This window comes from Uliginosibacterium gangwonense DSM 18521 (assembly GCF_000373965.1).
Classification (GTDB): Bacteria; Pseudomonadota; Gammaproteobacteria; order Burkholderiales; family Rhodocyclaceae; genus Uliginosibacterium; species Uliginosibacterium gangwonense.
In genome coordinates, this window is sequence record NZ_KB892840.1 from 77,088 (window position 1) to 95,192 (window position 18,105).

General features: G+C 55.3%; 16 protein-coding genes. 12 read left to right on the forward strand and 4 right to left on the reverse strand.

The window, feature by feature from the left end; all coding sequences use genetic code 11:
- The first annotated feature begins 38 nt into the window (after nt 1-38).
- The 11 genes from B145_RS0109405 to B145_RS0109450 all read left to right on the forward strand — a co-directional run bounded on the left by B145_RS0109405 (nt 39) and on the right by B145_RS0109450 (nt 11,783).
- The gene (locus B145_RS0109405; RefSeq protein WP_018606888.1) at nt 39-2,330 is read left to right on the forward strand and encodes a pyridine nucleotide-disulfide oxidoreductase/dicluster-binding protein; all 2,292 of its coding nucleotides are present in this window, start codon (nt 39-41) and stop codon (nt 2,328-2,330) included.
- Nucleotides 2,327-2,542 (forward strand): DVU_1557 family redox protein, encoded by a 216-nt coding sequence (locus B145_RS0109410; RefSeq protein WP_018606889.1) that lies wholly within the window; start codon nt 2,327-2,329, stop codon nt 2,540-2,542. The genes B145_RS0109405 and B145_RS0109410 overlap by 4 nt, the downstream gene beginning before the upstream one ends.
- Nucleotides 2,542-3,231 (forward strand): DVU_1556 family methyltransferase, encoded by a 690-nt coding sequence (gene trsM / locus B145_RS28070; protein ID WP_083917698.1) that lies wholly within the window; start codon nt 2,542-2,544, stop codon nt 3,229-3,231. The genes B145_RS0109410 and trsM overlap by 1 nt, the downstream gene beginning before the upstream one ends.
- 4 nt (nt 3,232-3,235) lie before the next feature.
- Nucleotides 3,236-3,691 (forward strand): DVU_1555 family C-GCAxxG-C-C protein, encoded by a 456-nt coding sequence (locus B145_RS0109415; RefSeq protein ID WP_018606891.1) that lies wholly within the window; start codon nt 3,236-3,238, stop codon nt 3,689-3,691.
- Nucleotides 3,692-3,695: 4 nt separating this feature from the next.
- Nucleotides 3,696-4,799 (forward strand): DVU_1551 family NTP transferase, encoded by a 1,104-nt coding sequence (locus B145_RS0109420; RefSeq protein WP_018606892.1) that lies wholly within the window; start codon nt 3,696-3,698, stop codon nt 4,797-4,799.
- Nucleotides 4,796-6,187, forward strand: a complete 1,392-nt coding sequence (trsS, locus tag B145_RS0109425) for a radical SAM (seleno)protein TrsS (protein WP_026258994.1) — start codon at nt 4,796-4,798, stop codon at nt 6,185-6,187. The genes B145_RS0109420 and trsS overlap by 4 nt, the downstream gene beginning before the upstream one ends.
- On the forward strand, nt 6,168-7,484 hold the full coding sequence (locus tag B145_RS0109430) for a DVU_1553 family AMP-dependent CoA ligase (RefSeq protein ID WP_157288343.1): 1,317 nt from the start codon (nt 6,168-6,170) through the stop codon (nt 7,482-7,484). Before trsS ends, B145_RS0109430 begins: the two co-directional genes overlap by 20 nt.
- Nucleotides 7,481-8,116, forward strand: coding sequence for a histidine phosphatase family protein (locus B145_RS25090; RefSeq protein ID WP_018606895.1), 636 nt, complete (start codon nt 7,481-7,483; stop codon nt 8,114-8,116). The genes B145_RS0109430 and B145_RS25090 overlap by 4 nt, the downstream gene beginning before the upstream one ends.
- Before the next feature lie 183 nt (nt 8,117-8,299).
- Nucleotides 8,300-8,491, forward strand: a complete 192-nt coding sequence (locus tag B145_RS0109440) for a 4Fe-4S dicluster domain-containing protein (RefSeq protein WP_018606896.1) — start codon at nt 8,300-8,302, stop codon at nt 8,489-8,491.
- 81 nt (nt 8,492-8,572) lie between these two features.
- Nucleotides 8,573-9,757, forward strand: a complete 1,185-nt coding sequence (locus tag B145_RS0109445) for an FprA family A-type flavoprotein (protein ID WP_018606897.1) — start codon at nt 8,573-8,575, stop codon at nt 9,755-9,757.
- Between the two features lie 94 nt (nt 9,758-9,851).
- Nucleotides 9,852-11,783, forward strand: coding sequence for a sigma-54-dependent Fis family transcriptional regulator (locus B145_RS0109450; protein ID WP_018606898.1), 1,932 nt, complete (start codon nt 9,852-9,854; stop codon nt 11,781-11,783).
- A 72-nt stretch (nt 11,784-11,855) separates the two neighbouring features.
- Here the strand turns inward: B145_RS0109450 and B145_RS0109455 are convergent, their stop codons facing one another.
- From B145_RS0109455 to B145_RS0109470, 4 genes are read right to left on the reverse strand one after another with little or no spacing between them, the layout of a single operon-like run.
- Nucleotides 11,856-13,484 (reverse strand): NAD(P)-binding protein, encoded by a 1,629-nt coding sequence (locus B145_RS0109455; RefSeq protein ID WP_018606899.1) that lies wholly within the window; start codon nt 13,482-13,484, stop codon nt 11,856-11,858.
- Nucleotides 13,485-13,510: 26 nt separating this feature from the next.
- The gene (locus B145_RS0109460) at nt 13,511-14,560 is read right to left on the reverse strand and encodes a thiamine pyrophosphate-dependent enzyme (protein WP_018606900.1); all 1,050 of its coding nucleotides are present in this window, start codon (nt 14,558-14,560) and stop codon (nt 13,511-13,513) included.
- Between the two features lie 14 nt (nt 14,561-14,574).
- Nucleotides 14,575-15,828 carry a transketolase C-terminal domain-containing protein gene (locus B145_RS0109465; RefSeq protein WP_018606901.1) on the reverse strand — a complete coding sequence of 418 codons (1,254 nt, stop codon included), beginning with the start codon at nt 15,826-15,828 and terminating at the stop codon, nt 14,575-14,577.
- Nucleotides 15,821-16,399 carry a 2-oxoacid:acceptor oxidoreductase family protein gene (locus B145_RS0109470; protein WP_018606902.1) on the reverse strand — a complete coding sequence of 193 codons (579 nt, stop codon included), beginning with the start codon at nt 16,397-16,399 and terminating at the stop codon, nt 15,821-15,823. Before B145_RS0109470 ends, B145_RS0109465 begins: the two co-directional genes overlap by 8 nt.
- Before the next feature lie 437 nt (nt 16,400-16,836).
- On the opposite strand from B145_RS0109470, the gene B145_RS0109475 reads away from it, so the two are divergent.
- The gene (locus tag B145_RS0109475; RefSeq protein ID WP_018606903.1) at nt 16,837-17,988 is read left to right on the forward strand and encodes an iron-containing alcohol dehydrogenase; all 1,152 of its coding nucleotides are present in this window, start codon (nt 16,837-16,839) and stop codon (nt 17,986-17,988) included.
- Nucleotides 17,989-18,105 lie beyond the last annotated feature (117 nt).

The window sequence follows — 18,105 nt, forward strand, 5'->3', positions numbered from 1 at the left end:
CCGCGCCCGCAGGTTGCATGCCGCCAGGAGGGTCGATCATGGATAGCCAGCAAGTCAAGCTCTGGGAATCCCGTTGTATCGAGGAGGCTCCACCCGCCTGCAACGCGGCATGCCCTGTACACCTTGATGTACGTGGCATGGCCGAGCTTATTGCCAAGGGCGACATCAAAGCCGCCTATGCTCTCTTCTGCCGCTTTATTCCATTTCCCGGCATTATTGGTCACCTTTGCGATCACCCTTGTGAAACTGCTTGCAGACGCAGCGAGGCAGGCGAAGCCATCCGGATTCATGAGCTTGAACGGATGCTATCAGCATCTTGCATGGAGCCGCCACCCCTACGCCGTGGGCGGGCTGTTGAAAAAAAGCGCGTTGCCGTTGTTGGTGGAGGACTTTCAGGGCTGACAGTGGCAGCAGACCTGATCGTCAAAGGGCACCATGTTGTTGTCTATGAAACAAAACCAGAGTTGTTTTCTCGCCTGCGGAGCCTCACTGCATTACCTTCATCCGCAATTGAAGCAGACCTGTTGCGCTTTGAGAACACTGGCATAGAATTCCTCTGTAATCGCAAACCCGACATTGCGATGCTTGCCGAAGAATTCGACGCAGTCTACCTGGGCATAGGCCCACAACCCATGCCTGTACTTGCGGGCTTGGTCAAACTGACGAACGACGACAGAATCCAAGCAGCCCCCCTTACCCTGGCAAGCAGCCATGCCAAAATCTTCGCAGGGGGAAGCCATCGCTACGATGGCAACTACTCCCCCATCGCCTCACTTTATGACGGTCGCAGTGCGGCTCTTTCCATTGAGCGCGTGCTGCAAGGCGCCTCACTCACTGCCAATCGTGAAAATCAAGGCAGCCAGCCAACGCGGCTCTATGTCAACATCGCCCGTCACGCACCCCTGTCAGCCATTCAACCCGCAACCCCTGCACAGGGCTATACCCTGGCTGAAGCCCAGCGCGAAGCCGCCCGTTGCTTCCCCTGCCACTGTCTGGAATGCGTAAAAGTCTGCCCTTACCTGGAGCATTACGGCGCCTACCCGAAGCGCTACATCCGCGAAATCTATAACAATGAAACCATTGTCATGGGGGCTAGAAAATCCAATCGGATGATCGACTCTTGTACACTCTGCGGCTTATGTGCTGAAGTCTGTCCAGAACAACTTGGCATGGGCGAAGTTTGTTTATCCGCACGGCAAGGTATGGTAGAAAAAGGCCGGATGCCCATTTCACACCATGATTTTGCTTTGCGAGACCTGGAATTCAGCCGTAGTGAAGCATTTGCTTTCGCCAGTCATCAACCGGGACACACTGAAAGTGCAGCGGTTTTCTACCCAGGGTGCCAACTGGCGGGTTCATCACCCGAGCATGTCGAGAAAATCTATGCGCATCTATGTCAAAAAATTGAAGGTGGTGTGGGTTTGATGTTGGGTTGCTGCGGCGCACCTGCACAATGGGCTGCGCGTACCGACTTATTCAATGCAACGCGCGCTGAGTTTCACTCAGCCTGGAGCGCACTCGGCAAACCGACTATCATCAGCGCCTGTTCCAGCTGCTACCGGATGTTTACCGACCACTATGCCAACGTAGCCGTAGAAGCTCTCTGGACGACGCTGGAACGCATTGGTTTGCCAGACCACGCCTTACTCAAATCGCATCCACTCGCCATTCACGATCCTTGCACAACACGCCATGAAACCGCCGTACACCAAAGCATACGGCGGCTTGCGGCTCAATGTGGGGTAGACCTCATTGAGCTTGATGGGCCTGAGCGCACAAGTTGCTGCGGATTCGGCGGACTTGCTGCTTTTGCCAATCCAACTGTTGCAGATAAAATCATTGATCAACGTATCGCCCAAAGCACTGCGGATTACCTCACTTATTGCGCCATGTGCAGAGATAATTTCGCAAGGCGTGGAAAAAATTCTGTTCACATACTTGATCTACTCTACCCGAGTAAGAACGCCCTTCCCCGATCCGACCCAGGTTTCTCCGCCCGCCAGGAAAGCCGAGGTCGGCTGAAAAAACGCTTGCAAAGAGATTTATGGGGGAAAGATTTACATGAATCGCTTCCTGAAATTGACATCATCATCAGCGCAGAAGTTCACGCAGACCTCGAAAAGAAACTGATTCTACTCGACGACATCCGTCAAACACTCCTCCACGCCGAACGAAGTGGCGAGAAACTCCTGGACAAAAAAAACGGCCACATGATTGCTTGCCATCGTCCATTACGAATCACCTACTGGGTCGAATACACAGTAGAGAAAAATAGTTATCTGGTGCACCGAGCCTACAGCCACCGCATGGAATTGGAGATGGTGCCATGAGTAGTATCCCTCCGCCCTCTAGCCAAAAAGAAGACTTCCTGTGCATCAAATGTGAGCAGGCACTCGTGCTGAGAAAGGTCAATGCAAGCTATCTGGGTAGCTCCTTTCAAGTAGATTTATTGTGCTGCCCAAGTTGCGGTTTCGTTTATGTCCCTGAAGCGCTTGCACTAGGCAAGATGTTACAGGTTGAACAAGCGCTGGAGGACAAGTAATGGGATGCAGCCTTGAGCGCGCCTATCAGAGCGGCCACACTGAGAATGACATTGAACTCCGCCCTGGAGGCGACGAACTCTCTGTAAAAACGATTCTCCGTGCAGGATTTGCGCAAAATGAACGCATACTTGACCTGGGCTGCGGCAAGGGCGCCGGAACCCGGCTCTTGCGGCAACTGGGTTGTGCGCCTGTCGGGCTTGATCCAATATCGGATTGCCTGCTGCACGCAAAATCGTCAATACCAGACCTTGCATTGATTGTGGGCGCAGCCCACCAACTACCACTCGTCAACGATTCCTTTGATGGAATACTCGCGGAATGTTCGCTTTCTCTAGCCGGATATCGAGCAGAGGTTTTGTCAGAATGCCATCGTGTTTTACGCCCAGGCGCCAAGCTTGCCATTACAGACATGTACGCACGGCTAACACACCCAGCGCCAATCACGTATCCCTCCTGTCTATCAGGCATAACCACCGCACCAAGCATCCGTGCGGCACTAGAAGACGCAGGTTTTTCTATCGAACACTGGGAAGATCAATCCTGCGTATTAAAAAATGTGCTGGCACAGTTGATATTCGAAGCACCAAAAAGCAATAGCGAAGGAGAAAACTCTACGCTACTGGCTGCGTTGAAGAATTGCCGCCCTGGCTATTTCATGCTTATAGCGACAAAAACAGCAAGGAGTTGACATCGTGCCTGATGATGATTTTCGCGTCGCGGAATTGATGCTAAAAGGATATAAATGTAGCCATATCCTGGTACAGATTGGTTTGGATGAACAGGCAAAAGACAATCCAGACCTGTTGCGTGCCATATCAGGGCTCGCCAATGGAATGGGCTGCGGGCTTGCATGTGGTGTATTGACTGGCGGATGCTGCCTGATCGCCATGTATGCAGGCATGGACACACAAAAACATGAAGAACATGAACTGCTCTACCTCATGCTTGAAGAATATACGGACTGGTTCCGCAGTGAGTATGGAGAACGCTACGGCGGCACTGATTGCAGCCAGATTATTCGTGGCGATCCGCGTTTGCGTAATGAGCGTTGCCCAGGGCTGATCTTGGCTGCCGTCCAAAAGGCACGAGAAATACTTGAAGCCAATGGTTTTGAACTGGATGGTATCAGCGGACGCTCACAAGGATAAATCTATGAGCAAGTTTGCTGCCCTCATCTTGGCTGCTGGCTTCTCTTCCCGCATGGGAAGCTTCAAACCGCTGCTTAAAATGGGCGATAAGATGGCTATTGAATGGACGGTCGAGACATTTCGCGGTGCGGGAATCACCGATATACGGGTCGTCACCGGCCATATGGCTGAGTTGCTGGAAGCCCAGATGCATAGGCAGAAAATTCAGACCGTACGAAATCCAGACTACGCCAAAGGCATGTATACAAGTGTTTGTGCGGGGCTCCGCGCACTACCTGGGGATATCGACGCCTGCTTTTTACTCCCAGTGGACATCCCCCTGGTGCGTACTTCAACAATCACGGCGCTTACCCAGCACTATGAAAATAGCTCTACCGCTGTCACTTACCCCGTCTTCCGCAAGCAACGCGGACACCCTCCCTTGATCCGGCGTGATCTATTCGCTGCAATTCTCAAAGGCAATGGTGAAGGCGGGCTGTGTGCACTTTTGCATCACTATCAGGCCGCCGAGTTTGCTGTTGCGGATGAAGCGATCCTGCTTGACATGGATACCCCGGCAGATCACGTCATGCTGTCTGAACGAAGCCGTATCAAGCATCCAAACATTGCAGAATGTGAAGCTCTGCTTGAACTTCACGGAATAAGCGAGGCGGTTTACCGCCACAGCCATGCCGTGGCCCGCGTTGCAGTGGCATTATGCAGGCATTTGGGCAACATTGATGCGGAACTCATACTTGCCGCAAGTCTGTTGCATGATATTGCCAAAGGTCAATCGAAACACGCCGTCATTGGAGCAGAGCTTCTTGATGGTTTGGGCTACCCAAAGGTTGCCGATATCATACGCGTGCACATGGATCTTGAGTACACAGGAAGCAACTTGGATGAAAGTGCAATCGTATTTTTCGCAGATAAGCTGATCAGTGAAGACTGCCTTGTCTCTCTGGAACACCGCTTCTCTCCAGCGTTTGAGCGTTTTGCAGACCAACCTGAAGCATTGGCAGGCGCCCAGCGCAAATACAGAAGTGCATGCAAAATACGTGATGCAGTGGAAAGCGCTACAGGCTTGAGCATCGCCCAAATTCTAGCCACCTGTGGAGTCCAAGCATGAACCCGGACATTCTGGCACACACAGAGAGCGTCTGCCCTATCTGCCTGCGGACAATTGCGGCAACGCGGATTGCTGAAGGTAATGATGTCTATCTTCTCAAACAATGCCCAGATCACGGGGCCTTCAAAACCATTATCTGGCGAGGACTGGAATCCTATCGACACTGGGGGGAACATGGTAGCCGGACAGCGCCCCCACCCATAACAGAAACAATGGCACAGCATGGTTGCCCACATGACTGCGGACTATGCCCGGAACACAAACAGCATAGTTGTTGCGTTTTGCTTGAATTGACTCCGCGCTGCAACCTGCGTTGCCCAATTTGTTTTGCTTCTGCCGATCACGCAGGCAACGAACCCACCCTTGCTGAAATCGAGTCCTGGTTGCAACGCCTGCAAGCGCATAGTAGCCCGGTCAACATCCAACTCTCGGGTGGAGAGCCCAGCATACGTGACGACCTGCCCGAGATCATCAGGCTCACCCATTGCATGGGGTTTGACTTCGTACAACTTAACACCAATGGCATTCTTCTTGCAAAAGAACCAGATTATGCAAAGACATTGAAAGAAGCTGGGCTTGACTGCGTTTTCCTGCAATTCGATGGCGTCAGTGATCGGGTATATCAGCACATTCGTGGCGCCCGGCTGCTGGAGATCAAAATCCAGGCCATTGAACATTGCGCACAGGCCCATCTTGGCGTGGTACTTGTCCCTACCCTGATACCCAACGTGAATGTAGATGAGATCGGCGCCATCATCGCTTTCGCCCTAGCACATGTACCCACCATACGTGCAGTACACTTTCAGCCTATCAGCTATTTTGGTCGCTATCCCAAACCCCCAGCGGATCATGATCGCATCACTTTACCTGAAGTGATGCAGGAACTAGAAATTCAGACCCATGGCATGGTTCACGCAGCAGACTTCTCACCGGGTTCTGCGGAGAATGCATACTGTTCATTCAGCGGAAAATTTTTTGTTGATACGCGTGGTCATCTGAGTGCCCCGGCCAAAACAACTGAAAAATGTTGCAGCACACAGTCTGGCTGCGGCTGCGGAGCCCCCATACCCGGCGAAGACGTACAACGTGCCCGACGTGTTGTTGCAGGTCAATGGGCGGCGGAACAAGTGCCTAAGCCTACCGCCGTGCCATCACAAATCAATATCAGCAGCCTGGATGCCTTCCTTGCCCTGCGACGCCACAGCTTCAGCATCTCCGGCATGGTATTTCAGGATGCCTGGAATTTGGATCTGGAGCGCCTGCGGGAATGCTTTATTCATGTCGTTTCCCCTGACCGGCGCATTATTCCATTCTGTGCCTACAACCTGACAGCCGCCTCTGGGCAAGCACTCTATCGGCGCCCCCATCATGAACATGCCCAGGTTTAACTTTGCCTCGCCCAATCCACTCGATGCCTGGGTTGCAGCCAGAACAGGCTTGAGTGAGGCAGATTTTTGTCATACCCAATTACAAGTCTACCAGATAGATAGATTTGTCGACACCGTCACCTGGGCCAAGCTTCACAGTCCCTATTATCGGCACGCACTGGCCGATGTGAATGCACACGCACTGCGTTCGCTGGAAGACGTTCGACGCTTACCATTTACGACGGCAGAAGATTTGTGCCGCAATAATCCCACGCTGCTTTGCGTCTCTCAAAATGAAATCAGCCGGATCGTCACACTCGATACATCAGGCACCGGTGGTAGCCCCAAGCGCTTGTACTTTACGCCAGAGGACCAAGAAGCCACCATTGATTTCTTCCTTCATGGCATGGCTGTACTGACACGTCCGGGGGACCGCGTAGCCATTCTTTTCCCTGGTGAGCGCCCTGGGAGCGTTGGGGGTTTGCTCGCCCTGGCCCTGCGGCGCCTAGGCGCTACACCAATCCTGCTAGGGTGGCCGCACGATTCGGAAACAGCCGCCTTGCAGCTTAAGAATTCTCACGTCGATATCATAGCAGGAGCGCCGATTGCAGTTCTCGCCCTTGCAAAATCCACGGGGGCCATGCAAGTGCGGAGCGTGTTGCTGAGTTCGGATCACGTCGCCCAGAGCCTGCGAAACTCCCTGGAAAAGATTTGGGGATGCGAGGTCTTTGAACATTACGGTATGACCGAGATGGGCTTGGGTGGCGGCGTAGACTGCACTGCTCACACAGGCTACCACATGCGCGAAAACGATCTGCTGATCGAATTGCTGCAGCCAGGCAGTAATGAACCCACGCAGCCTGAAGAACTTGGAGAAATTGTGATTTCCACGCTGACACGACGCGGAATGCCCTTGATCCGCTATCGCACGGGGGATCTCTCTCGTCTGCGCACAGAAACCTGTCCATGTGGCTCCCCGCTTATGCGTTTGGATTACATCCATGGCCGCATTGGCACACCTGTCAACCTCGGCCTAGGAATACTGAACATGGCGATGCTTGATGAGGTCCTGCTGGCAGACAACGGTGTCATAGATTTTGCCGCAACCTATCGTCTAACCTCTTCGCCACATCTACACCTGGATATCGCCAGCCTGAACGGTGAAGATGAATTACCGCTTCTGAAGTGCAGACTCCTGGAGATTCCGGTTTTGGCCCACGCCGTGGATCACGGTTTGCAGCTTTCGCTTTCATACGTGGGCAGGGAATTGATCAAACACGCTGGTAAACGCCGAATCCATGTGGAGATGGCACCATGACAACGGTTTATCTGCTTCGGCATGGCGCGCTGATGGGTGACAGCAGGCACCACTTTGTCGGGCAAATCGATCTGCCTTTGGCTCCAGAGGGCTTGGCCCAAGCCACTGCTTTGGCGCGTGCGCTCCAAGCCAGGGAGATTGAATCCATCCATTGCAGCGATTTGATTCGCTGCCAAACGACTGCACGCATCCTGGCCGAAAACCTGCATGTGCCGATTTTTGCCCACAAAGAGTTGCGTGAAATCTCGCTGGGTGATTGGGAGGGACTCCCACGCGGTGAGGTTGCTCAACGATGGGCACGGGAATTTGAAGCACGCGGACGCGACATTGAGCATTACCGCCCTCCCCATGGAGAGAGTTTTGCTGATTGTCTGGCACGCGCGTTACCTATTTGGCAATCAATCCAGCAGACCCGATGCAAAGCCGTGGCAGTGGTGGGCCATGCCGGGCTGAACAGAGTTCTACTGTGCCACATCCTTGGCAAACCCATTGCCGAAATGTTTCACATTGAGCAGGACTACGCATGCATCAATGTGATCGATTGTGGTACGGAGAGCTGCCACGTTCGGCTCATCAACGCCTGTGCGACAACGCTGCCTGCGTGCGGAGAACCTCTCCACACAGCCTTATAGCCTCTTCCTGCAATACTTCTACCATAGCTGTGTCAATCCGTGACAGGTCTCTTGAAAACTGAAGGGTTTGCATTGCTACCGCCTGGCACTATTTCCATACTGTGTAGAGGACACCATGAGGCATGGTGTGGTCTATTCCACATCAGAAGCGGGTGTCGATAAAAAATACTCAAGGAGACAGACATGGCCTACAAGATCGTTCCTGATCTGTGCAATGGTTGCGGTGCTTGCGAATCGGAATGCCCGAGTCGTGCCATCAGCCACGTTGAAAAGCTCTATACCATTGATCCCGGTAAATGTGTTGAATGCCAAGGCAGCTACGACAGCCCGATGTGCGCACAACTGTGCAATACAGACGCCTGCGTACCTGCCTGATCATTCCAGATAGACTCCCGATCGCACTGATCGAATGGGCTATTCCGGCCGCTACACGAAGCCATCAAAAAGGAGCCTGCCATGATCGTCAGGGCGCTCAAACCCGGCATCTATGCGCTGACCGCAATCGACTGGGACCGAAAGCTTTTCGATGAACTGGTCCCCCTGCCAGAGGGGACCAGCTACAACGCCTATGTTGTAGTCGGCAGTGAAAAGACCGCCCTGATTGACTCCGCCCACCCATCGATGACGGAAGCATTCATCAGGGCATTCCAAAGCCTGGGCATCCAGCATCTGGACTATATTGTCTCCAACCACGCAGAGCCAGATCACTCTGGCTCGATTCCCGCAGTGCTGGCCCTGCATCCGGAAGCCAAGGTGCTGGCGAACGCCAAATGTCGCAGCCTGCTCATCGCCAGTCTGGGCTTGAAACCTGAAAATTTTACGCTGATCAAAGACAAACAAACCGTATCGCTGGGCGACAAGACGCTGCGCTTCATGTGGGTACCCTGGGTACATTGGCCCGACACGACCTTCACCTATATTGAAGAAGACCGCACCTTGTTTTCCTGCGATTTTCTGGGTGCCCATCTTGCCACTTCTGATCTGTATGCCGATGATGAGGCCCGTGTGGAGCGCGCCGCACGCATGTATTATGCCGAAATCATGATGCCGTATCGATCACACGTCATGAAGTATGTGGATCTTCTGGCAACCATGGATATCGATTTGATCGCCCCTAGCCACGGGCCTGTATATCGCAGACCAGAATTCATTCTCTCGCGCTACCGGAGCTGGGCGGCAGATGCTACACGCCCGGCCATCGTGATTCCGTACCTATCAATGTACGAGAGCACTGCCAAGATGGTGGCATACCTGATTGATCGCCTGATGGAAAAGAGACTTTCAGTTCAGCCCTTCAACGTTGTGGAGCTGGATAGTGGGCGTTTTGCGGCGTCCCTTGTCGACGCCTCGACCATCGTTTTCGCCTCCCCCACCGTACTGGATGGCCCACACCCGGCCATGGCCGCAACAGCTTATCTGGTCAACGCCCTCAAACCCAAGGCACGCTATGCCAGCATGATTGGCTCCTACGGCTGGGGAAACGATGCAATGCAAAACAGCCTGGGCAAAATGCTGCCCGACCTGAAGGTAGAATGGCTCCCACCGGTCGTAACAGGCGGAACACCCAAGGCAGACGACTTCACCAATCTGGATCGACTTGCGGAAGAAATAATCAGGGTAAACACGGAGGTTCAAGCCTAGCGATTATGCGCTAAAACACACAGTGATATTAATATTACTGCTAAACAAATTTCCTCTATTTATACTCTAGCAACCATACGTTCTGGGGAGAGCAATGACTGCCCAAAAGTCCGACCGCGCCGCTTTGCGCCGAGCCCGCGATCTGATGCTGGAACGCGGGGAGCTATCCCTGAGTTATCTCGTCAGCACACTTCTGGTCAGGTCCTGGCAGAGAAGCGTCGATGCAGGCCTGGCGCCAGATGGTCGGCTCCCGGATGCAGGGCGGCTCAGTAATAACCAGCTTGCCCAGGCACGTGACCGGCAGAATGAACTGATTGCCCATGCCCGACCCATCATGGAATACCTGCATGCGCAAACCAGGAATTCAGATAGCATGGTCACCCTGGCAGATGACAAAGGGGTGCTTCTTGAGGTATTGGGTGACTCCGAGTTCCTGAGCCGTGCAGAGCGCGTATCCCTCTCCCCTGGCACTTCGTGGCACGAATCTCACCGGGGCACCAATGCCATCGGTACGGCTCTGGCGGAATCCCGCCCTGTGGTCGTGCATGGTGGTGAGCATTTCCTGGAACGTAACGGTTTTCTGTCGTGCGCGGCAGCACCTCTGATCGCCCCGGATGGTCGCCTGCTTGGCGTACTCAACATTTCCAATGCCGAACGACAGCGTCACCCTCATGCTTCTGGCTTGGTGCGTGCGGCGGCCCAGGTCATTGAAAACAGGTTATTCGACGCGCGCCACGCCAAAAGCATACGCCTGCGTTTTCATCCCATGGCGGAGGGGATCGGCACTTTTGGTGAAGGCATTGCTGCAGTCTCGGATGATGGCATGATCATCGGAGCCAACCAGGCTGGCCTCGTCTTTCTGGGGCTGCGTATCGGCGACATCAAGACGACCCCTTTGTCACGCCTCCTGACTTTGCGTCTGGAAGATCTGATCGACTGGGCGCGCCGCCGCCCTGGGGAGCCACTGCTGGTCACGCTCAACGATGGGGAACGCTTGTTCATGCGGCCAGACCCGATTCTGAACGCTACACCAATCAGCGTACCGCCCCCAAGTTCCGCCATGCAACGCCTGCCGGATGCGCTGGATCGCCTGAACACAGGTGATGAGCGTTTGGCTGCCGCCATAGAGAAAGCACACAAACTGATCGGCAAACCGATCTCCTTGCTGCTACAAGGCGAACCGGGGGTGGGCAAGGAAAGCTTTGCGCGTGCCTGCCACGCCTCCTGGCCATCCCGCACCGGCCCATTCGTTGCAGTCAACTGCGCGGCGCTACGGCCCGAGCAGGTTGAGGCCGAATTGTTTGGCACCGCCCCCCTCACGCCTGATAGTCCGTGCTCTCCAGGCCGTATCCTTGAAGCACAGGGCGGGATTCTGTTCATCGACGAAGTCGAGTGCATGCCCAAGCAGGTTCAGGCCCGGATGCTGGATCTACTCGTCAATCGCCGCGTCAAGTCTGCCAAGGGGGAATCCGTAGCAGTTGATGTCGTCATCATTACCGCAACACATAGCAATCTCAAAGCGGCCATTGAAGCAGGCAATTTTGATGCGGATTTTTATTACCGTATCAATGGCATGACCATCAATATGGTGTCGCTGCGGGAACGTCAGGACTTCCCTGCCCTGGTTGCGCGGCTCCTGGAAGATTTTGCGCCGGGTCGCGGAGTCAGTCTTGAACCCTCTGTTGCCAAGGCCTTTGCCGAATACGCATGGCCGGGCAATCTGCGGCAGTTGAGCAATGCTCTAAGCGCAGCCTGTTCCCTGCTTGATGAAAGCGAGACACGCATAGGCTGGTGTCATCTGCCCGACGATCTGGCTGAAGAGCTCCGCTGGCAGGCGCCACCTTGTCAATCATCCGGTGGGGAGACCACGGAAAACTTGCGGGAACTCTCCCAGTCAACCATTACCCGTGCCATTGCGCTCTCTCATGGCAACATGTCTGAAGCCGCACGCCGTCTGGGCATCAGCCGCAACACACTGTATCGCCGCCTGCGTCAAGACCCGGCTGCCGCCAACAGCGAAATTTGAGCGTAAAAAAAAACCGCATCCACCTTGCGATGGATGCGGCCACTTACACCACTACAGGAAACCAGTTGGCGATCAGTTCTCTTCTGCCACCATCTTGATCGCCCCACAGGGACATTCGGCAACACAAATGCCACAGCCCTTGCAGTATTCATAATTGAACTCAAAACCCTTGCCTGCGCCGAGCTTGATCACAGCATTATCCGGGCATACCCCGTAGCAGTTGTCGCACTCGAAGCAGTTGCCACAAGACAGGCAACGGCGGGCCTCAAACAAAGCGTTATTTTCATCCAACCCACCCTGCACTTCATCGAAGGAACTCTGCCGGCGGATGATGTCGAGCATCGGCCGCACGGTTTTGTCCGCATCGGTGTAGTACCAGGGGTTGAGCTTTTCGAAATTGGCGAGTTCCCCCTTGGGCGCAGGTTGATACACAGTGCCACGCAACCAGGCATCAATGTGGCGTGCCGCACGCTTGCCGTGACCGACACCTACCGTTACGGTACGTTCGGAAGGCACCATGTCACCCCCGGCGAAGATGCCAGAATAACCTGTCATCATATTTTCGCCAACCTGTACCACACCATCTTCGAAAGTGAGGTCGGGTACGCCATCCAGCAAGCCTAGGTCCACATCCTGACCAAGTGCCAGCACCACCGAGTCGGCTTCCAGAGTTTCGAATTCGCCGGTTGGCACCGGACGCCCCTGCTCGTCCAACTCCATCTTCTCGACCTGGATCGCGCCACCATCGCCCACTTGCTTGATGGTGGAGAGCCAACGCATCATCACGCCTTCCTGCAGCGCTTCTTCCACTTCAAAGTCGTGCGCAGGCATTTTGTCGCGGGTGCGGCGGTAGACAATGATCGCCTCTTCCGCTCCCAGGCGCTTGGCAGTACGCGCCACGTCAATCGCGGTATTGCCACCGCCATAGACCACGACACGACGGCCCAGCATGGGCTTGTCTTCACCTTCCATATTGCGCAGCACCGATACAGCATCCAGAATGCGGGCGGATTCCGCAGCAGGAATGGCTGTACGCTTGGCAATGTGTGCGCCTACTGCAAGGAAGGCAGCATCAAACTTCTCATCCTTCATCGTCTTGAGGATGTCGGTCACCTTGGTATTCAGGCGTAATTCCACGCCCATATCCAGGATGCGCTGCACTTCGGCATCCAGCACCTCACGCGGCAGGCGATACTTCGGGATACCGAAGCGCATCATACCACCCGCATAAGGTGCAGCATCAAATACGACCACAGTATGCCCCAATCGGCGCAACTGATAGGCAGCAGACATGCCGGAAGGGCCGGAGCCCACGATCAGGATGCGCTTGCCCGATTCCTGTGCCGGCTTGGCAAACTTCCAACCTTGCTTGATGGCCTCGTCGCCCAGAAAGCGCTCAACCGAGTTGATGCCTACAGCAGAATCGAGCTTGCCACGGTTACACGCCCCTTCGCAGGGGTGGTAGCAGACGCGCCCCATCACGGCAGGCATGGGATTATCCGCAGTCAGCGTGCGCCATGCGGTTTCATAATCACCGCTCTCGGCATGGTAGAGCCAGCCCTGGGTGTTCTCGCCAGCAGGGCAGGCATTGTTGCAGGGCGGCAGGCGCTTGATGTACTCAGGCCGGTAGGTACGCCAGGTACCGGTCTTGTTGGCAAGCGAACTGCCAACATTGAGCGTGATCGCAAAGGGTTTATTCATCTCATTTGCTCCATTCTCTTGACCGTTCAGACCGACTCAACGCCGTAGTAACCAACCGTCGCCTTGTCTTCCCCTAGCAGACCGAACTTGTAAATGTTCTGGTCGGCAATATGCTGGAAGCGTGCAATCACATCCAGTTTGGGCGACTTGCCAAACAGGTGGGCAAAACGACGCTGCGGGCGCAGGTACTCTTCCACGGCCATTTTCTGGCGGATCTTCGAGACGTTGGTCACTTCGCCATACTCGGCTTCGAAAACAGGGAACAAGCCGGTTTCCTTGGCCAGACGGGCAAGCTTGATGGTGTCATGGGAAGCACTACCCCAGCCCAGCGGGCATGGCACAAAGATGTGGATGTAGCGAGCCCCGCGCATGCCCATGGCCTTTTTGACCTTGTATTCCAGATCACGCAGGTCAGCCACGGTCGCGGTAGCAACGTAAGGAATACCGTGCGCCATGGCAATCAGCGGCACGTTCTTGCCTTGGCCGAACACGTTGCCCGGCTCTGGCCCCACCGGCATGGTGGTGGCGGTACGGGCTGCTGGCGGTGTGGCGGAGGAGCGCTGCACACCGGTGTTCATGTATGCCTGATTGTCATAACAGATGTAGAGCACATCGTCATTACGCTCAAACATCCCGGACAGACAGCCAAAACCGATGTCGGTAGTACCGCCGTCACCGCCCTGCGCGATCACGCGGGTCTGGCTTTCGGCCTGCCCCTCTTTTTGCGCACGGATTTTGTTGGCTGCAGCCACCCCGGTTGCCACCGCAGCAGCATTCCCGAACAGGGAGTGAATCCAGGGCAATTGCCAGGAGGTTTCCGGATACGGCGTGGAGAACACCTCCAGGCAACCCGTGGCGTTCACAGCAATCAGCTGGTTACCGGTAGCACGCATAGCCGCGTCAATCGCGTAACGTGCGCCCAAGGCCTCACCACAGCCCTGGCAGGCACGGTGGCCAGAGTTCAGCGCGTTGCTGCGCTGCATATCCGCCTGCACCGAACGTTGTTCCGGCGGCAGCAACCGGTTGCCGACAGTGAAAGTGCCGGTCTGGTAGAACTTGATAGGTTGGAATCCCATTTTGGACAAGCTCCTCAAACGGACTGACGCGATGCGGTACCCACATCGCGCAGAATGTTCTCTGCAATCGGGCCCGAACGGCGTGTGGTACGCTCACGATCCAGCTCACGGTTGACCACGCCCCAATCCAGATCCAGGAAATGCAGGGGTTCGAGCTGGTCGTGCATGGCCATACGGAACACGCGATGCAGCGAACCACGCGTGATGTTGCGCCCGCCCAAGCCGGCAACCACGGTGTAGATACGCTGATCCAGACCATCCAGAGCCAGACGCACATCGGTTGCCACGATGCCACCGATACCGACTGCGAGACTCTTTTCCAGCACCACGATGCGCTTGGCATGCGACAAGGCGCGGCGCACGGCAGAGATCGGGAAAGGACGGAAAGAATTGATGCCGAGCACACCAATCGAAATGCCATCGGCACGCATTTCATCAATCGTGTCCTTGATCGTCCCCAGCACTGACCCCAGCGCAACGACCACGGTCTCGGCATCGTCGAGCATATAGGGACGCACCAGCCCGCCGGATTCGCGCCCAAATATTTCCTGGAATTCACGCGAGATTTTCGGGATCAGTTCCAGCGCCTGCATCTGCTTGGCATGGGCAAGGTAGCGCACCTCCGAGAAGGCTTCCGGCCCCACCATCGCCCCAATCGATACGGGGTTAGCAGGGTCCAGCACCTGACGCGGGGAGTACGGCGGCAGAAAGGCATCCACCTGCGCTTGTGTGGGGATGTCTACCCGTTCATAAGCGTGGGTGAGGATGAAGCCATCCATACAGACCATCACCGGCAGCGACAACTCTTCCGCCAGCTTGAAGGCCTGGATATGCAGATCGGCCGCTTCCTGGTTGGTTTCCGCAAAGATCTGAATCCAGCCACAGTCCCGCTGACTCATGGAGTCCGAGTGGTCGTTCCAGATGTTGATGGGCGCACCAATGGCACGGTTTGCCACGGTCATCACGATCGGCAAGCCCAGGCCGGAGGCGTTATAGACAGCTTCCACCATGAACAGCAGCCCTTGGGAAGCCGTGGCGGTGTAAGTACGTGCCCCGGCAGCGGAAGAGCCGATAGCCACCGACATGGCGGCGAATTCGGATTCCACATTCAGGAATTCGCACTGCTTGATTTCACCGGACTTCACCATCTCGCCCAAGCCCTCAACAATGTGGGTTTGCGGAGAAATGGGATAGGCACAGATGACTTCCGGACGGCATAAGGCAACCGCTTCGGCTACGGCATGCGACCCTTCAATCTGCTTAAGCATGAGCAAGCTCCATGGCGGCCTTGGCCGTGTTGTAGGCTTCGGTGGCGGCGGCTACGTTGCCTTCAGCCACCTTGCCGGAGAACTTCTCACGGATGGCGGCTGCCACAGAATCGATGGAAATCAGCCCAGATACCGCAGCAAACGCGCCCAGCAAGGGCACGTTTGGCACGGCACGGCCAACGTGCTTGATGGCCAGCTCGGTAGCGGATACCGTGATCAGGCGCTCGCGCCGATACTTCTGGGTGATCGCACCAAGCCCCAGTTCCTCGAAACTGCGGTTGGTATTGAGTACGACGTAACCAGACTCCGACAGACCGGAAAAAACGTCAATCTGATGGAGCAGTGTGGGGTCTTGAATGATGAGGGCGTCCGGTTCGACGACCGGTTCGCGCAATCGGATCTCTTTGTCTGCAATACGGCAAAAGGCCACAACCGGCGCCCCCGTCCGCTCCGAACCGAAGCTCGGAAATGCTTGTGCAAATCGGCCTTCAAGGAATGCGGCAATCGAAAGCATCTCGGCCCCCGTTACCACCCCTTGACCACCGCGCCCGTGAATTCTCACCTGGAACATTGATTGTCTCCCTGATGTGAGCAAGCTGCGATATATGAGGCAACCGGAAGAACTCCGGCACCATGTTGTCGTGTAGCCACACTCCTATTGAGGCGAGCTGCGCGATACGAACACGCTATCGTATGTCTGACAACCAGGGACTGCGCTAGGTCAATTTAATGCAGTTAAATCTCTCGAAACCCGCATGGATATTAGTTAGAACGAAAAACCAACAAGTTGTTTGACAACCTAATTTTCTGATTTACTTTATTTGCATAATTCACAAAATCTCGCAAACGCCCGCCCATCAAGGCTTATAGGGGTTTTCCCGTGTTTTATATCAGATAGCGGAGGCTTGCCTTAGCTCAAAACCCGATTTGGTTAATCGGTCGAACATTCATGGCACATACAGAATTTTTTCTTTTCACACTATTTAAAGTAAAGAACGGAGACTTCCTATGGCTACTTTTGGCTTTTCGGTTCCGCGCGATATCGTCTATGGCGAAAACTCGCTGGAAAAACTCGCCACCCTCAAAGGCAAACGCGCAGCGCTCGTCACAGGCGGCAGCTCAATGAAGCGCCTGGGCTTTCTCGACAGGGCAGAAGCCCTGCTCAAGAAAGCCGGGATGGACACCATCATCATTGATGGCGTAGAACCCAACCCCTCAGTCGAAACCGTGTGGCGCGGCGCCAAGGCCATGCAGGACTTCCAGCCAGACTGGATTGTTGCCATCGGTGGCGGCTCCGCTCTGGATGCGGCCAAGGTAATGTGGTGCTTCTACGAACACCCGAACCTGACGTTCGAAGACATTGTCCCCGTCGGCGCCATGCCCCCGCTGCGTAACAAGGCCCGCTTTGCGGCAATCCCCTCCACCAGCGGCACGGCATCGGAAATCACCGCCTTCTCGGTGATTACCGACACCAAGAATCACATCAAGTACCCGATCGTGGCTGCTGACATGGTGCCGGACATCGCCATTCTGGACCCGGTGCTGCCCGCAGCCATGCCCAAGCACGTAACCGCCAATACCGGGATGGACGTGATGGCCCACGCCACTGAAGCCATTGCCTCGATTGCCGCCACCTCCTTCACCGATCCCTACGCCCTGGAAGCCATCCGCCTCGTATTCGCCAACATTGCCACCGCTTACAACGAGCCGGGCAACATGGAGGCACGCTTTAACATGCACAACGCTTCCGCGCTGGCAGGCATGGCCTTCACCAACGCTTCGCTGGGTCTGGTGCACTCACTCGCACACAAGATCGGCGGCGAGTTCGGCGTCACCCACGGCTTGGCCAATGCCATCCTGATGCCCTACATCATCGACTTCAACCGCAAATCCAGCGGCAAGTACGCCATGGTGGAAAAGGCACTGGGCATCGCCGATCTGGCCCAGTCCATCCGCGATCTGAACAAGAAGCTGGGTATCCCGGCCACGTTCAAGGACTGTGACGAGGTCGACTTCAACGAAGCCAAGTTCAAGGAAGTGCTGGAGCGCATGAGTGCAAACGCCCATACCGACCCCTGTACCCTGACCAATCCGGGCAAGCCGACCGTGGCAGATGTGAAGGCCATCTACACTGCTGCCTACTACGGCCAGAAGATGTAATAGAATAGTGGGAACCGTAATGGGTGGCCGCTGCTTTGCAGGTGCCACCCATTGTCTCGATGGTCGATGTAAACCCGTAGAACCACTAGCGGTTTTCCCGCCGAGCCTGAGTCTCAC

Bases quoted from the DNA above. Each gene is read 5' to 3' on its own strand.
- B145_RS0109470 (WP_018606902.1), bottom strand. From the start codon at position 16,399: ATGTTCCAGGTGAGAATTCACGGGCGCGGTGGTCAAGGGGTGGTAACG.
- B145_RS0109460 (WP_018606900.1), bottom strand. From the start codon at position 14,560: ATGGGATTCCAACCTATCAAGTTCTACCAGACCGGCACTTTCACTGTC.
- B145_RS25090 (WP_018606895.1), top strand. From the start codon at position 7,481: ATGACAACGGTTTATCTGCTTCGGCATGGCGCGCTGATGGGTGACAGC.
- B145_RS0109455 (WP_018606899.1), bottom strand. From the start codon at position 13,484: ATGAATAAACCCTTTGCGATCACGCTCAATGTTGGCAGTTCGCTTGCC.
- B145_RS0109475 (WP_018606903.1), top strand. From the start codon at position 16,837: ATGGCTACTTTTGGCTTTTCGGTTCCGCGCGATATCGTCTATGGCGAA.
- trsM (WP_083917698.1), top strand. From the start codon at position 2,542: ATGGGATGCAGCCTTGAGCGCGCCTATCAGAGCGGCCACACTGAGAAT.
- B145_RS0109440 (WP_018606896.1), top strand. From the start codon at position 8,300: ATGGCCTACAAGATCGTTCCTGATCTGTGCAATGGTTGCGGTGCTTGC.
- trsS (WP_026258994.1), top strand. From the start codon at position 4,796: ATGAACCCGGACATTCTGGCACACACAGAGAGCGTCTGCCCTATCTGC.
- B145_RS0109410 (WP_018606889.1), top strand. From the start codon at position 2,327: ATGAGTAGTATCCCTCCGCCCTCTAGCCAAAAAGAAGACTTCCTGTGC.
- B145_RS0109430 (WP_157288343.1), top strand. From the start codon at position 6,168: ATGAACATGCCCAGGTTTAACTTTGCCTCGCCCAATCCACTCGATGCC.
- B145_RS0109405 (WP_018606888.1), top strand. From the start codon at position 39: ATGGATAGCCAGCAAGTCAAGCTCTGGGAATCCCGTTGTATCGAGGAG.
- B145_RS0109420 (WP_018606892.1), top strand. From the start codon at position 3,696: ATGAGCAAGTTTGCTGCCCTCATCTTGGCTGCTGGCTTCTCTTCCCGC.
- B145_RS0109450 (WP_018606898.1), top strand. From the start codon at position 9,852: ATGACTGCCCAAAAGTCCGACCGCGCCGCTTTGCGCCGAGCCCGCGAT.
- B145_RS0109465 (WP_018606901.1), bottom strand. From the start codon at position 15,828: ATGCTTAAGCAGATTGAAGGGTCGCATGCCGTAGCCGAAGCGGTTGCC.
- B145_RS0109445 (WP_018606897.1), top strand. From the start codon at position 8,573: ATGATCGTCAGGGCGCTCAAACCCGGCATCTATGCGCTGACCGCAATC.